Origin of the sequence: Streptococcus sp. k-90, from assembly GCF_013277565.1 — a bacterium.
GTDB lineage: Bacteria > Bacillota > Bacilli > Lactobacillales > Streptococcaceae > Streptococcus.
The window spans coordinates 153,782-168,129 of sequence record NZ_VMNE01000004.1; the positions used below are offsets into that span (position 1 = coordinate 153,782).

Genomic DNA, 14,348 nt, shown 5'->3' on the forward strand with positions numbered 1-14,348 from the left:
TCCTTTATTTCTTTTTAAAAGATTTGCCAGCCAATATACCAGTCGGATCTGAAGTAATGGTCAGCTCTCCACCTTTGATCTCATAACCTAGTTTCATTGAAGACAATTCAAAGGTCTTTTCTTTCTGGTTGACCTTCATCTCATCTGTCTGCTCTGTTTGCTTACCCTCTGTTAGGAAACCAATTGTTTTTCCTTTTGTATGAACTTGTCCCTTATCACCCTTGATTTGGATGGTCACGGTTACTTCTTCCATAAATGGCATACTACCTTGGTAGACATAAGTTCCATCTGCTGAGGAACAGGCCACCAAAAGCAATAGGCTCGTTGCTAACGATAATACAAAGGCAACTTTCTTTTTCAATGTTTATCCCTCTTTTTTCTTTAAAACAATTCCTAATCCTGCCAAGAAGCCATATCCTAATAAAGCTAGTAGGCTCACTTGACTTCCAGTATTTGGTAACGCATGTTGTTCTGCTGGCTTGTCTGATGATTTATCTGATGGTTTGTCCGCTGGCTTATCCGCTGGTTTATCTGATGGTTTATCTGATGGCTTGTCCGCTGGTTTATCTGCTAGCTTATTCGCTGGCTTATCCGTTGGCTTATCCGCTGGTTTATCCGCTGGTTTATCCGCTGGCTTATCTGATGGCTTATCTGATGGCTTATCTGATGGCTTATCTGATGGCTTATCTGATGGCTTATCTGATGGCTTATCTGATGGCTTATCAATGATAGCACTTGGATCCAATTCTGGTAACTCATCCACTTTTGGAGCATCTTTTGGTGTTGCACCAATTCCATCTGGGTTTTGTTGCGTATTCAAATCACTCGGAATATCATCTGTGATATCCAATACTGGTAATTCATCTACTGTCGGAGCTACTTTTGGTGTCGCACCGATACCATCAGGATTTTGTTTTGTATTTAAATCACTTGGGATATCAGATGTGATATCCAATGCAGGTAATTCATCTACTGTTGGGGCAACTTTTGGCGTTGCTGAAATGACACGGTTACCATCAGTATATACATTCAGCATCTTATCGATTGAAAAGATATCAGACTTGTGTTTGTGGTCAGCTTGTGCTCGTCTCAATCGAGCTTTTGCATCCGACAAGTCTTGTTCAGCCGCTGTAATGCGTTGTTCCACGTTTGTCTTGTCAGCTTCTGCCTGTGCTAGACTTGCGCGCAATTGTGGCAATTGTGCTTTGACACGCATAGCGTCATCACGTTTACTTGTTGCTGCATCGATTTCACGTTGAATTGCGTTGATACGTTCTGTTACATCATTTACGCGAGCTGTTGCTATATCCAATTCACCTTGTTTTTGAACAACTGCATCTGCTTTATCTTGAGCGGTTGTTGTCAGTGTTGTCAAATCAGATTTTGCTTGATTTAGAGCTGTGGTTGCATCTGTACGCGCTGTAGCAATATCGTTCAATTGAGCATTTAATGCGTCTAATTCTTGAGTCAAGTTTGCTTTCTTAGCAACTAAGGCGTCACGTTCGCGTTCTTGTGTCGCTTTTTGAGCTTGCAATGCGTCCAACTCAGCTTGCATTTTTGGTCGGTCATCAATCACTTGACGTTTAACAAACACATAATGAGTGTCTGCAATGAATTTCATGGTCTTACCATAGAAAGTTGGATGCATCGGATCTGCTTCGTTGAATGAGCTGACGTTCGCCCGATATTTTATTTCGGAATCGCTTTTAGTCACTAGGTAAAGTATTTGATAATCTTCGTCCCATCCATAAGTGTTACCAGTACTCGCTAACACGTTGAAAGACGTAAAGTATGTTGTCTTTTCTTTACCATTAACTGTGGACATAGCTAGACCCATTTTACCACCCATTGGGGCTAACAAATTACGACGGTGACCATAGCTATTACCTAGAAGATTTTTATAGTCAGAATACCAACCTAGTAACCTTTCGTAGGCTAATGTTTCATTTGTCACAATTCGATAGAATAATAAATACTCGCCGTCACGACCTGAAAGTTGTCCATAACCACCGCCTGAAATGTTTTCGACATCATTTTCCGGTTGTACGCGAGGTTTGTCACTCGGTGATTGTAAGTTTGTGTTATGACTCAAAATGCCCGTGTTTTGCATTTCATTCGCGCGTTTTTGCGCATATGCAAGATATTCATCGTCAACTACTATATTACCCAATAAGCCGTTATTGACGCGTAGTTGGTTGAGCAATTTGGCAAAGGCTTCTGAAATACCTTTGTTATCTACTTTATAACGATATGTTGGTCGTTCTTTATACTTACGAGTTGTCGGATCATATGGTTCTTTGTTATAAGCAGCTACTGCATTCGTGAAATCAATCATATCTTGTGTGGCATCAATTTCCACAATGTCCACACCTTGGAAATTGACAGGTTCCATTTGTTTGTTACGATATGGTCCATGGTTATACGCATAATCATCTAGGTTGTCGTGAGCTGTATGGTTACGTTCATCCGGATTCAAATCAGTTGAAATAACTTTAACTCTATAGCTATCGATTTCACCTTGTTTCGCAGCAATTTTAGCGTCTGTAGCTGTGATTTGAGCACCTTTCGCATTCAAATCATTATCAACGTTTGAAATTTTATCAGTTGTGTTTGTGATATTTTTACGCACGTTAGCATCTGTGATTGCGTCAAGGTCTGCTTGTTTCGTATCAACATCAGCTTTCTTAGCGTCACGAGCATTATCAGCCTCTGTTTTTGCGGTGTTAGCATTATCTAGTGCTGTATGCGCATCACGTTCACCATCTTTAGCGGTATTCAAATCGTTTGTTGCGTTTGTCTTGTCAGCTGTTTTGCTAGCGATAATATCGTTTTGAGCATTGATAATTTTGTTTGCGTTATTAGCAGTGTCGATGTCTTTATTGATTGAGTCAATTTTGTCATCAGCTTTTACCTTGTCAGCTTTTGCTTGGTCAACAGTACCTTGTTTTGCGTCGACATCAGCTTGCGCCTTATCTACATCAGCTTTAGCATTTTTAACGTCTTGTTCAGTAACATGAACAGGGGTCGTCTTCACCGTAGGCTTGGGTTGACCAGAATCAACCTCTTCCGCATGGACAGTTGTATTTACAGCACCAGCACCAACAAGAATAGTTGTTAAGCCAGCGCTTAATAAAATATCTTTTTTCTTCATATTGGCTCCTTTTTATTTTTTTGTATAGTATACAGTAAATAATCCCCTTTTTGGATATTTCTACCGAAAATAGTAGAATTTTATCCCCTCCCCCCGATTTTCAAAAAAAATCTACTAAAAACAATAGTTTTTTTCAAAAATGGAGAAATTTAAGTTATAATAAAACCAATAATACTTAAGGAGACTGTCATGGAATCGAAACACTATGGAGAAATCATTCAAAGAATCCGTCAAGATCGCAATATGAGCCTCAAAGAGGCTGCTGGTGATGCAATTACCCCCAATAATCTCAGTCGTTTTGAAAAAGGACTCGCTACTGTTAAAGTTGATACATTTTTTTATTTATTAAATAAACTAAATGTGGAAACTTCTGATATCGAAGAATTATTTGAAACTCAGAAAGAAAATTTCCAGAAAGTATATGATATCTGGATAGCTATTGTTAACAACGATTTTATAAAAGCTAGAAAAATACTTGGAGGGAAAAAAGATTGGAGCAAGCCGTTAGACTATTATATTATGCTCATACGCATAGCAAATAGTTCAAAGAAATTAGAGCTATTTACACCTGATGAATTAGAAGCTATTGACAACCTAATAAACTATATTTCTAGGTTAGAAACTTTCTATACATATGATTTTCTCATTTTAGACACTCTGTTTAATATAGTAAATCTACCTTTTGAAGAAAAGTTTCTTGAGTACCTAGAAAAAGTAATCAGTAAGAATTTAGAAAACTCAAAATCTAAAAGTGCATATTATTCAATACTCCACGTTAGTCCATTGATCAATTTGATTAGTGCTTACTCTCGTTGTGGATATTACGAGAAAGCAGAAAAACTTATCTATAAACTAAAATTATTACTAACTCAAGATAATTTCACTCAATTTTCATTTTATAATCTATTTTTGGTGAACATGTACGAAGTTTTCAATCTGCTTCGACAAAATAACCCAAAGGGTATTGAACGAGCTAATACTCTTCTTCATTACATTGATGCCCAAAACGACCTCTTCCCATTAGCAAATATGTTTACAATGAAAAATTCATTCATCCAACAAGTTCAACGACTGAATAAAACTGGTATTCCATTCCCTACAGAAGATGAGGAATAACTAACAACATCAGTCTGGAGCAAAATGTTTATAACTTCAAAGCACCAAAGTCACTTTAGACTCTGGCGCTTTTTTATCTTTATTTTAAAGGAAAAACTCACCAACCTGAGTTGATGAGTTCTTAATCTATTTTCTAAATTTCCACTGGCTATAAATCCCGAAACCGATAATCCAGATAGCTGAACCGATTGCTCCTACAAATGTAGACTCTTGTAAAAAGAGGGTTACAAAGACAAAGGCAAAGAAGAGCATGGTCAAAGGATTTAAGAAACGATAGTGAGGCATGAGATAGCCATCCGCCATAAAGTCTGGTGACTTGCGGTATTTAAGGTGAGCCACCATAATCAAAATATAAATGGCAATATAAACACCTGATGATGATGCTGTAATCAAGGCAAAGGCATCCGAAACACCTGGCAAGACATTAATAAAGGCTGCTAGGGCAATCAAGATTGCTGAAGCAATAATAGCATTTTGTGGCACATTATGGCGAGAGAGAGTATCTGCTTTAATTGCCTTTAGGAAGCGATTTGGCGAATCATGGGCAATCTGGTACAAATGACGTCCTGTTGAATAAAGAGTTGAGTTAAGAGCAGATGCTGCTGACGTCAAAACGACGAAGTTAATCAAGGCCGCTGCCCACTTGATACCGGCCAATTCAAATACTGTTACAAAAGGAGAATCAGCTGAAGCAAGTTCACGCCATGGAATAATAGACATAATGGCCAAGAGAGCTCCACCATAGAAAAAGACGATTCGTAGAGGAATTTCCTTAACGGCTTTTGGCAAGACCTGGCGTGGATTTTTTGTTTCTGAAGTCGTTACCCCGATAAACTCAATCATGAGGTAGGCAAAGAAAACCATCTGGAAAGCCATAACAAAGTTCACTCCACCATTTGGGAAGAGGGAGAAATTGTCGGCGATATTAGCTAAACTTGCTACTCCATGAGGTGTCTTAAAGCCTGTCAAGACCATAAAGATTCCTGTTGCAATCATGGCTAAAATAGCCACAATCTTAACCATAGCAAACCAAAACTCAACTTCCCCAAAGAGCTTAACTGCGATCAGATTGACCAAGGCTAGAATGGTCAAAAATCCAATCTCAATCATCCAACTGGGCCAGCTAGGGAACCAGAACTGAACATAGTGAGAGATAGCAGTGATTTCCGCCATACCGATAAAAACAACGGATAGCCAGTAAGACCAGACTGAAAAATACCCCCAGCCCTTACCCAAATGGCGCGTGATAAAGTTGATAAAGGTATGTTGCTCAGGGTCTTGGTAGAGCATTTCCCCAACCGCACGCATCATGAGGAACATAAAAGCCCCAGTAATCATATAAATCAGTACAATGGAAGGACCTGTTAGGCTGATAGAGCGACCTGCTCCCAAAAAGAGTCCTGTTCCGATTGTTCCCGCAATGGCCATAACCTGCACGTGACGATTGGTTAGACCACGCTCCATCTTATTTTTTTTCTTCTTTGAACTCATAACGTCTCCAATTCAATTTAAAATGGAAAAAGGAGTGAGTGAAGCGCACTGCCTCCCCACTCCTTTTTTCTATTTTTAGGCTGTTTTTTCAACCTTCAAGATTTTTACATCATAGCTACCAACAGGTGTTTCAATAGTTGCTGTATCACCTGTTTTCTTGCCAATCAAGGCTTGTCCAATTGGGCTCTCATTTGAAACCTTTCCTGCAAAGGCATCTGCACCCGCTGAACCTACGATAATATAAACTTCTTCTTCGTCCTCACCAATTTCTTGGATAGTGACGGTTTTACCAATCGCTACTTCGTCTTGGGCAACTGAGTCGCTATTAACGATTTCAGCATAACGGATTTTCGTTTCCAAGCTAGAGATTTGTCCTTCAACAAAGGCTTGTTCATCCTTAGCTGCTTCGTACTCACTGTTTTCAGAAAGGTCACCGTATGAACGGGCAATCTTAATGCGTTCTACCACTTCTGGACGGCGAACCAATTTCAATTCTTCTAATTCTTTTTCAAGTTTTTCCTTTTCCTCAAGGGTCATAGGATATGTTTTTTCTGCCATTTTTCTCAACTTTCTTCTAATGATATTCTCTAAAGAAAATTATGTGAAGCATCACATAATTTTAGTTTGTTTGGTTTAATTTGCTGTTGACATGTTCAGCGACATTACGATCATGCTCCTCCTGAGTAGTAGCATAATAGACCTTGCCATCTGTAACATTAGCTACAAAGTATAAGTTATCACTCTTAGTCTGATTAATACTTGCCTCAATGGCATCCAAACTTGGACTATCTACTGGACCTGGCATCAAACCAGCTTTCGTATAAACATTATACGGTGAATTAATTGTCGTATCAATTCCAGCATCATCAGCAAGACTAATCTTCTGACCAAGTTTTCCTTGGGCATACAAGATGGCAATATTGCTTTGAAGTGGCATACCAAGATTCAAGCGATTGTAGAATACACCTGCAATCAACTTACGATCTTCAGTCTTAGCACCTTCTTTTTCGACTAGTGAAGCAATCGTCAACAATTCATTGACTGTCAAATTTTTAGACTTGATTGCACTATAATGAGGCGCCAAAGTCTTGTCCATAGCTGCCAGCATCTCATCAATCAAACTTTCAATCGTTGTGCTTTCCTTGATAGAGTAAGTCGCTGGGAAGAGGAAACCTTCTAAACGATAACGAACGCCACTTTCTTTCGTTGGCAAGCTTTCGAGTAGATTTGGATATTTAGCAACTTCTTGGCTGATAAAGTTGTCATCTTGAACTTTAGACAAGAAAGCATCCGCTGTCAAAGGTTCTTTAAATTCACCTTGCAATTGACCTACCGCTTGTGCAATTTGATCAATCGTATAACCTTCTGGAATTGTTAAATTCGCAAGCGCAGGTTCTTGAGCTTCAGCTGTTCCACCTTTTTGTAGTTCGTGGATGATATCTTCTGTACTCATGCTCTTTTGCAAATTGTAATAGCCAGATTTCAAATCTGAATAATTTTTATATTTCGCATAAAAAGCAAAAATCACTCCGTGTTTAATCAAGCCAGACTTTTCAAGAGTTGAACCAATTGTTTGAACATTAGCTCCTTCTGGGATTTGCACTGTCACATATTGTTTAGATGAAGCATCCACAGGCTGCAAAGACGACTGAACATACTGATAACCGAAGTAACCACCTGCTGAAATCAAACCTAGGAAAATCAGCAGAGAAATGAAGAAGGCCTTGAATCCTGATTTTTTCTTCTTAGTAGGCTGAACTGTCTCACGACGGCTACGACGTGGAGTTGCAGGCATTTCTTCTACAGCTTTCTTTTCCACTACTGGTTTTGAAGTAGGAACTTCTCTTTTTACCTCTCTCTGACCTTCTGTCTTATAAGAAACAGCTACCCTTGTTGGGATTTCATTAAATTCCTTCTCTACGTTTCTAGGACTAACAGGACCTGAAACTGGTCTTGATACTCCCTCAGCTGATGGAGCAGAAGGTCCTTCTTGACTCGGATGACTAGGAGCAAGTGGAGCTTGTCTTACAGCCTCTTCCGCAGGAGAAGAAGGAACATCTTGACTGGGATGACTTGGAACAGTAAGAGTTTCTCTTGTTATCTCATCTGCTGGAGAAGCTGGTAAATCTTGGCTGGGGTGAGTCGGCACGGTAGGAGCGTTTCTCATAATATCCTCTACAGCTGATAGTGAATCTTCCATCAAATCTTCTATTGACTGATCATTTTTAGAAGAAAGTTGAGGTTTTATTGAAGCTAAATTAACTTCTTCCTGATCTTCTTCATGTTTTTTAACTCGTTCTAAATCACGTAAAATCTGCTCTTTAAAGCTTAATTTTTCGTCTTCTCTTGGCTTTTCACTCAAAAGTTTATCCTCCTCGTTGACAATCCATAATATTATATCTTAAAAACGAAAGAAAAGCAACCTAGCATGCTTTTCTAGCCTATTTTTTAGCTTCCCAGACCATATCATACCAGGTTTCCCCTGCAAAGGTTGACTGAGACAGACCTTCATTGACAAATCCATGTCTTTCATAGTAGGCGATGAGATAGTCATGACAGGTTAAATTAATACCTTCTCTTTCGTTGGTAAGAGCCAGGTCTTTCAAGGCTGTTAGCAATTTCTGACCAAGTCCAAGTCCCTGTGCTTCCTTGGCAATAGACAGACAGGTGACAGAGATATAGCCACCAGGCTCATGACCATAGTCTTCTATCTCTTCTGTAAAAGACTGGTCTTGCAGATGGCGTTGGGGGCCAACTGGTCCTTCTATATACCCAATAATCTTACCCTCTTTTTCTGCAACCAGAAAAGAGGTCTGAATTTCTCGCAAATGCGCCTCAAAAACAGAGCGAGGAATGGCTTCTTCAATCGAGAAATTTTCTAGTTCAATCTCAACGATACGATCCAAATCTTCTAATCTTGCTTTCCTAATTTCCATTTTGCCTCCTAAAAAAAGAGATTAAACCAAATCATACTAAAACCCTGGCTAGTTGCATAAAGCGAGGTTTCTTCATCAATAAAACCGTTCATTTCAAAATAGGAAAGCAACTCTTCCGGACTCTTCAAACGAATCCCTTTGTACTCCAGCTCAACTGCCACCTCTTTCAAAGCCGCAAGAAGAAGCGTTCCCAAGCCCTGTCTCTGATGGTCAGTATCAATGACTAAAGAATGTATTTCTAGACATTTCGGATTGTGTGGATAAGGACCACCTAGAACATAGCCCAACAGCTGATTTTCATCCCTAGCTAGAAGAAAGGTATCCGCATACTTACGGATACTTTCTTCTAAAATATGGGAAGGTTGCTGCTTTTCAGCTGGAAAAGATGAAGCCTGGAGTGCCTCTATCTCAGCCAAATCAGACTTACTCGCCTGAATGATCTTAATTGGAATTTCCATGGGAAAATCCTATTGAACATTGCTTGTCAAGTTAGACAAGAGTCGCTCAAATGAGTATTCATAGGTTTGGATATCTCCTGCTCCCATAAAGACATAGACAGCATTATCATGGTCTAGGAGTGGAGAAACATTTTCAACAGTGATAACTTGGTGTTTCTTATTGATTTTATTGGCTAGGTCTTCTACCTTAACATCACCATGATCTACTTCACGCGCAGATCCATAAATTTGTGCTAGGTAAACTGCATCCGCTTGGTTCAAAGCATGGGCAAATTCGTCCAACAAGGCAATGGTTCTTGTAAAGGTATGAGGTTGGAAGACTGCTACAATTTCCTTGCTTGGGTATTTCTGACGAGCCGCATCCAAGGTCGCAATAATTTCTGTTGGATGGTGAGCAAAGTCATCGATAATCACCGTATCATTGACAATTTTCTCAGTGAAACGACGTTTAACACCGGCAAATGTTTTCAAGTGTTCACGCACCAAGTTCAAATCAAATCCTGCTGTGTAAAGAAGACCAATAACGGCTGTCGCATTCATGATATTGTGACGACCAAAGGTTGGGATGTGGAATTGACCCAATTCTTGTCCACGGAAGTGAACTGTGAAGGTTGAACCAGTTGTTGAACGAAGAAGATCGCTAGCTACAAAGTCATTGCCTTCAGCTTCAAAACCATAATAATAAATCGGAGCATTAGCTGTAATTTTACGCAATTCTGCATCTTCACCATAGACAAAAAGACCCTTGGTAATTTGTTTGGCATAGTCATTAAAGGCATTGAAAACATCCTCTAGACTTGTGAAATAGTCTGGATGGTCAAAGTCAATGTTAGTGATGATAGAGTATTCTGGATGATAAGGCATAAAGTGACGCTCATATTCGTCAGATTCAAAGACAAAATATTTGGCATTGGCCGAACCACGACCTGTTCCATCTCCAATCAAGAAGCTGGTGTCTGTGATGTGAGACAAGACGTGAGACAACATACCTGTCGTTGAAGTTTTTCCATGTGCTCCTGCTACTCCCATGCTAACAAAGTCACGCATAAAGCTACCTAGGAACTCATGGTAACGTTTGTAACTGATACCATTTTGGTCCGCATAGGCAATTTCAACGTTGTTATCTGGGCGGAAGGCATTTCCAGCAATAATTTCCATATCACCGTCTAGATTCTTTTCATCAAAAGGAAGAATGGTAATTCCTGCCTGCTCAAGACCGCGTTGAGTAAAGTAGTACTTTTCAACATCTGATCCCTGTACCTTATGACCCATTTGGTGCAACATCAAGGCCAAGGCACTCATCCCTGATCCCTTAATTCCGATAAAATGATATGTCTTTGGCATGTTTTCTCCCCTATTCCGTAATTCTTGTCAGATTTAACTCTTGGGCAACCCGACGTTCTTGTTCTGTTTGTGTACTTTTTTTATTGTAGATTTGGCTCTTCTTTAGAAAATCATAGTTGTTTTTCTTTGGGCCTGAAGTTTCTTTTGTCTCAGCTTGAGTCGAAATATTGCTCACTTCTTCCGCCAAGATGTAATGAGACTGGGTCATTTTTTGACTATATTTGACAAATTCACCAGGATTTTCCTTTTGGAAAGGCGCGGTAGGTTGATTGCCCTTTCTAACTAGACTTGGCTGAGAATGGCGTCTTGTAGGAGTGATGTCCTTAGTCAGATAGCTTGCCGAGCGTTTCTTTTTCAAGTCTGCGCGCGCTTCTTCACGCGCCACCTCTGCATAGCTCTTTCCTTCTTTTTTTACCCCTAAAGGAGCCTTTTTAGTTTTCTCTACTTGCTTTTCAATCGGTTTGACTGGCGCCTCTTCAGTAATAGGGACCCATTCTAAATAATTTTTATCTCGATACTCACCCTTGATATTACTGATTAGATCAGACTCATCATAGAGATTCATGACTGGCATTTCAGTCAACATGACCTCGTCATCTGACACCAATGGAAATCGTTCTTGTTTCATTTTCTATTTCCTTTCAACACTTCATTATAGCGTATTGTCTTGATTTTTCAAGTGCTGACTTCAGAAATTCCCAAAATTTCTCTAATTTCTGCTAGGGTCAGGCTGCCACGTGACTCTGTTCCGTCCAATACTTGTGACACCAAATGTTTCTTCTGTTCTTGTAGTTCCTGAATTTTTTCTTCGATAGTTCCTTTAGTTACCAAGCGATAGACCTCAACCGTTTCTTCCTGACCCATCCGATGGGCACGGCCAATGGCTTGCGCTTCCACCGCAGGATTCCACCAAAGGTCAACCAAGATCACTGTATCTGCACCTGTCAGGTTCAGACCGACCCCACCTGCCTTGAGGGAAATCAGAAAGGCATCTCGTTCCCCTTGGTTAAAGGCCTTGGTCATGTCTTGTCTTTCCTTGGCTGGTGTCGAACCTGTGATTTTAAAGGAAGTCAAGCCCAAGTCTGGCAGTTCTTGTTCAATTTTTTCCAACATTCCCTTGAACTGAGAGAAAATCAAGACACGGTGTCCACCGTCTGCCACCTGTACCAGCAGGTCTCGGAGACTATCCAGTTTGCCACTGGCTCCCTGATAATCTTCCATAAAGAGGGCAGGAGTGTCACAGATTTGGCGCAAGCGCATCAGACCAGACAAAATTTCCACTCGACTTCGCTGAAATTCCTGATCCGACACTTGCTCCAGACGATCTCTCATCTGTTGTAACTGGGCTAGGTAAATAGCCTTTTGCTGGTCTTCCAATTCATTCTTATAAACCACTTCAATCAAGTCTGGTAATTCAGTCAGAACTTCTTCTTTCTTTCGCCTCATAACAAAAGGCTTGATAAACTGAGCCACGCGCTCAGCTGGTAATTTCATAAATTCTTTCTTGCTTGGCAAGAGTCCTGGCATGACGATTTGGAAAATAGACCACAGCTCACCTAGATGGTTTTCAATTGGAGTCCCTGACAAGGCAAAGACCGACGGCACTACAAACTGTCTCAAGGTCTGAGCGATCTTAGTCTGGGCATTTTTCATGACCTGAGCCTCATCTAAGAAAAGGAAGTCAAAGGCCATCCCCTGATAAAGATCACTGTCCTGACGGAAGGTAGCATAACTCGTCACATAGATTTGATGGCTCTCGATAAGAATCTCTTCACGACCAGATTTCAAACCATGAACAACAGCCACATCCAACTGTGGAGCAAATTTCTGAAACTCATCTACCCAGTTGTAGATTAAACCTGACGGTGCTAAAATCAAAACCCGACTTTCTTTTGTCACTTGACTGGTCAAAAAAGCAATGGTCTGCAGGGTTTTACCAAGTCCCATATCATCAGCCAAAATCCCACCAAAACCATAATGATGGAGCATTTGCAGCCAGCCGATTCCTTTTTCCTGATAATCTCGTAAATCAGCCTTAACCTGAGTTGCCTGTCGAGGAAAATCCTCTGGATGCGTCAAATCCTGAGCGAGATTCTGGAATTCTTGTGAAAAAGAAACACGGTCACGCCCTTCAAAAAGATGAGCTAAACTGTAGGCCAAGGATTTTCGAGTCTGCAAGGAGCCATCTTTTAATTCAAATTGTCCTAGTTCCTGTAGATTTTGGCGAATTTTCTTGGTTTCTTCATCAAAAAAGTAGACTTGATTGGACGAATCAATGTAAAAATCCTTGTTGGCAACCAAGGCCTGCATGGCTTGATCAATTTCCTCTTGAGCAATATCCTGAAAATCAAACTGGATTTCTAAGAGACCTCCCTTGGAGGCAATCTGCACCTGAGGACTTGCTAGGCTATAAAGCTCTTCTAGCTTGTCTGATAGGTTAACATTCCCGAGTTTTTCAAATACTGGAATGATTTCGTGGAAGAAATGATAAACAGACTCCGCTTTTAGGGCCTGACGCCAGGATTGAAAATCTGCTTCAAAACCAGCTAACAAACAGACTTGGAAAACTCTTTCTTCTAAGTCAGCATCACTAGAAAATGGTAATTCTTCTAGCTCTTGTCTGCTAGATACCTGTCTATTTCCATAATCAAATTGAATTTCTAAACGAATCCGATTATCCTCTTCCCTATCAAAGTAAAAAGAGGGCGCAAAAGTTTTGATTTGTAAGCGTTCTGGAGCTGAAACGGTCCCCATTTGGCTAAAAAGAGTTAAACAAGAAGCCAACTTATCTCGATCACTACTATCAAATTGCAAGTATTTCTTTCCATGCTGATCCAAAGGCAGCGCTTTGATTTCCTTGAGAAGACGCATCTGCTGGTCTGTTAGAAAATAAACCTGACCTTTATGGAAAAGCACAGCTCCCTGATAAAAGGCATTGACCCGTGGACTCTCGCTGATTTCCATTTCAAAATAATCCGAGTATTCTGTTACTGTAAAGGCAAATAAATTAGCATCAGCATGCATATCCTGAAAAAAGAAAACCTGATAACTATCCACTTGATGGTCAAATTGAAAATGGGGCAAGGTCATCAGTAAATTCACACCCTGCTCAAAAAAGGTCAGAGGGAAAAAGAGGTGCCGACCTTGATTTTGGAAAAAGAGGGCTGGAGCCTGTCCTTCCTCCATCAGTCCACGCAAGAAAGTCAGAAGCTCTTGGCTAGCCTCATCAAAGGATTCCCAAGACAAGGACTCCTCATAGACCTTGCCAATCATATACGACTTTCTCTGCTCGACAACTTTTAAAAAGAGTAGAATATCCCGAATGACATAGTATTTTTGACTATTGACTTGCCCGATTCTCAGGGTCCACAAGATATGATTGGTTCCTGCTTCCACCTGCCCCACAGCCGATAATTCATAGGTTCGGTCTGATTTTGGAGACAAGATTCGATCCAAAAACTTGCCACCCAAGGTCACCTTGGTTTCAACGGCTTCTTTTTTCTCATGACCATCTTCCAGACTCTGCAAGATTTCCTGACCACGCTCATCATTTTTTAGAAAATGCTCCAACGCTGCCAAATGCACACAGTAACCCCTCTTTTGGAAAAAATCGCAAGCACAAAAAACCAAATCATCCTCTAAACTATAGCGCAGTTCTTCTTCTGCAACGCGAGCGTAGAGCCGATTATTCTTTTCCTTGATGATATCAACTTTACCAGTTTCATAAAGGGCAACGCCTTCGATACGGATTTTCCCGGGAATCAATTTAGCCATATTTTTACCTGTACCTTATCTTTTCATTATACCATATTCCCTACGAAAATAGCCTCCTAGGAAGACTTTTCTCCTAGA

Annotated in this window: 11 protein-coding genes; 1 reads left to right on the top strand and 10 read right to left on the bottom strand. The window is 40.3% G+C overall.

What is annotated here, in order from left to right; translation table 11 throughout:
• Positions 1-4 precede the first annotated feature (4 nt).
• Both HT734_RS02010 and HT734_RS02015 read right to left on the bottom strand, forming a co-directional pair.
• The gene (locus tag HT734_RS02010; protein ID WP_000730919.1) at positions 5-361 is read right to left on the bottom strand and encodes a hypothetical protein; all 357 of its coding nucleotides are present in this window, start codon (positions 359-361) and stop codon (positions 5-7) included.
• A 3-nt stretch (positions 362-364) separates the two neighbouring features.
• Positions 365-3,151 carry a PT domain-containing protein gene (locus HT734_RS02015; RefSeq protein ID WP_173308460.1) on the bottom strand — a complete coding sequence of 929 codons (2,787 nt, stop codon included), beginning with the start codon at positions 3,149-3,151 and terminating at the stop codon, positions 365-367.
• Positions 3,152-3,340: 189 nt separating this feature from the next.
• On the opposite strand from HT734_RS02015, the gene HT734_RS02020 reads away from it, so the two are divergent.
• Complete coding sequence (locus tag HT734_RS02020) at positions 3,341-4,267, top strand: helix-turn-helix transcriptional regulator (protein WP_000444070.1); 927 nt, start codon at positions 3,341-3,343, stop codon at positions 4,265-4,267.
• Between the two features lie 126 nt (positions 4,268-4,393).
• Here the strand turns inward: HT734_RS02020 and HT734_RS02025 are convergent, their stop codons facing one another.
• The 8 genes from HT734_RS02025 to HT734_RS02060 all read right to left on the bottom strand — a co-directional run bounded on the left by HT734_RS02025 (position 4,394) and on the right by HT734_RS02060 (position 14,270).
• Positions 4,394-5,758 (bottom strand): amino acid permease, encoded by a 1,365-nt coding sequence (locus tag HT734_RS02025; protein ID WP_173278129.1) that lies wholly within the window; start codon positions 5,756-5,758, stop codon positions 4,394-4,396.
• Between the two features lie 75 nt (positions 5,759-5,833).
• Positions 5,834-6,316, bottom strand: a complete 483-nt coding sequence (greA, locus tag HT734_RS02030; protein WP_000818768.1) for a transcription elongation factor GreA — start codon at positions 6,314-6,316, stop codon at positions 5,834-5,836.
• A 61-nt stretch (positions 6,317-6,377) separates the two neighbouring features.
• The gene (mltG, locus tag HT734_RS02035) at positions 6,378-8,120 is read right to left on the bottom strand and encodes an endolytic transglycosylase MltG (RefSeq protein ID WP_173278127.1); all 1,743 of its coding nucleotides are present in this window, start codon (positions 8,118-8,120) and stop codon (positions 6,378-6,380) included.
• A 79-nt stretch (positions 8,121-8,199) separates the two neighbouring features.
• The gene (locus tag HT734_RS02040; RefSeq protein WP_173278125.1) at positions 8,200-8,694 is read right to left on the bottom strand and encodes an N-acetyltransferase; all 495 of its coding nucleotides are present in this window, start codon (positions 8,692-8,694) and stop codon (positions 8,200-8,202) included.
• An 8-nt stretch (positions 8,695-8,702) separates the two neighbouring features.
• Positions 8,703-9,152, bottom strand: coding sequence for a GNAT family N-acetyltransferase (locus HT734_RS02045; RefSeq protein ID WP_000405276.1), 450 nt, complete (start codon positions 9,150-9,152; stop codon positions 8,703-8,705).
• A 9-nt stretch (positions 9,153-9,161) separates the two neighbouring features.
• Positions 9,162-10,496, bottom strand: coding sequence for a UDP-N-acetylmuramate--L-alanine ligase (murC, locus tag HT734_RS02050; RefSeq protein WP_033680519.1), 1,335 nt, complete (start codon positions 10,494-10,496; stop codon positions 9,162-9,164).
• A 10-nt stretch (positions 10,497-10,506) separates the two neighbouring features.
• Positions 10,507-11,124, bottom strand: coding sequence for a hypothetical protein (locus HT734_RS02055; RefSeq protein ID WP_033680520.1), 618 nt, complete (start codon positions 11,122-11,124; stop codon positions 10,507-10,509).
• Positions 11,125-11,171: 47 nt separating this feature from the next.
• Positions 11,172-14,270: a DEAD/DEAH box helicase gene (locus HT734_RS02060; protein WP_173278123.1), complete on the bottom strand. Its 3,099-nt coding sequence runs from the start codon at positions 14,268-14,270 to the stop codon at positions 11,172-11,174.
• Positions 14,271-14,348 lie beyond the last annotated feature (78 nt).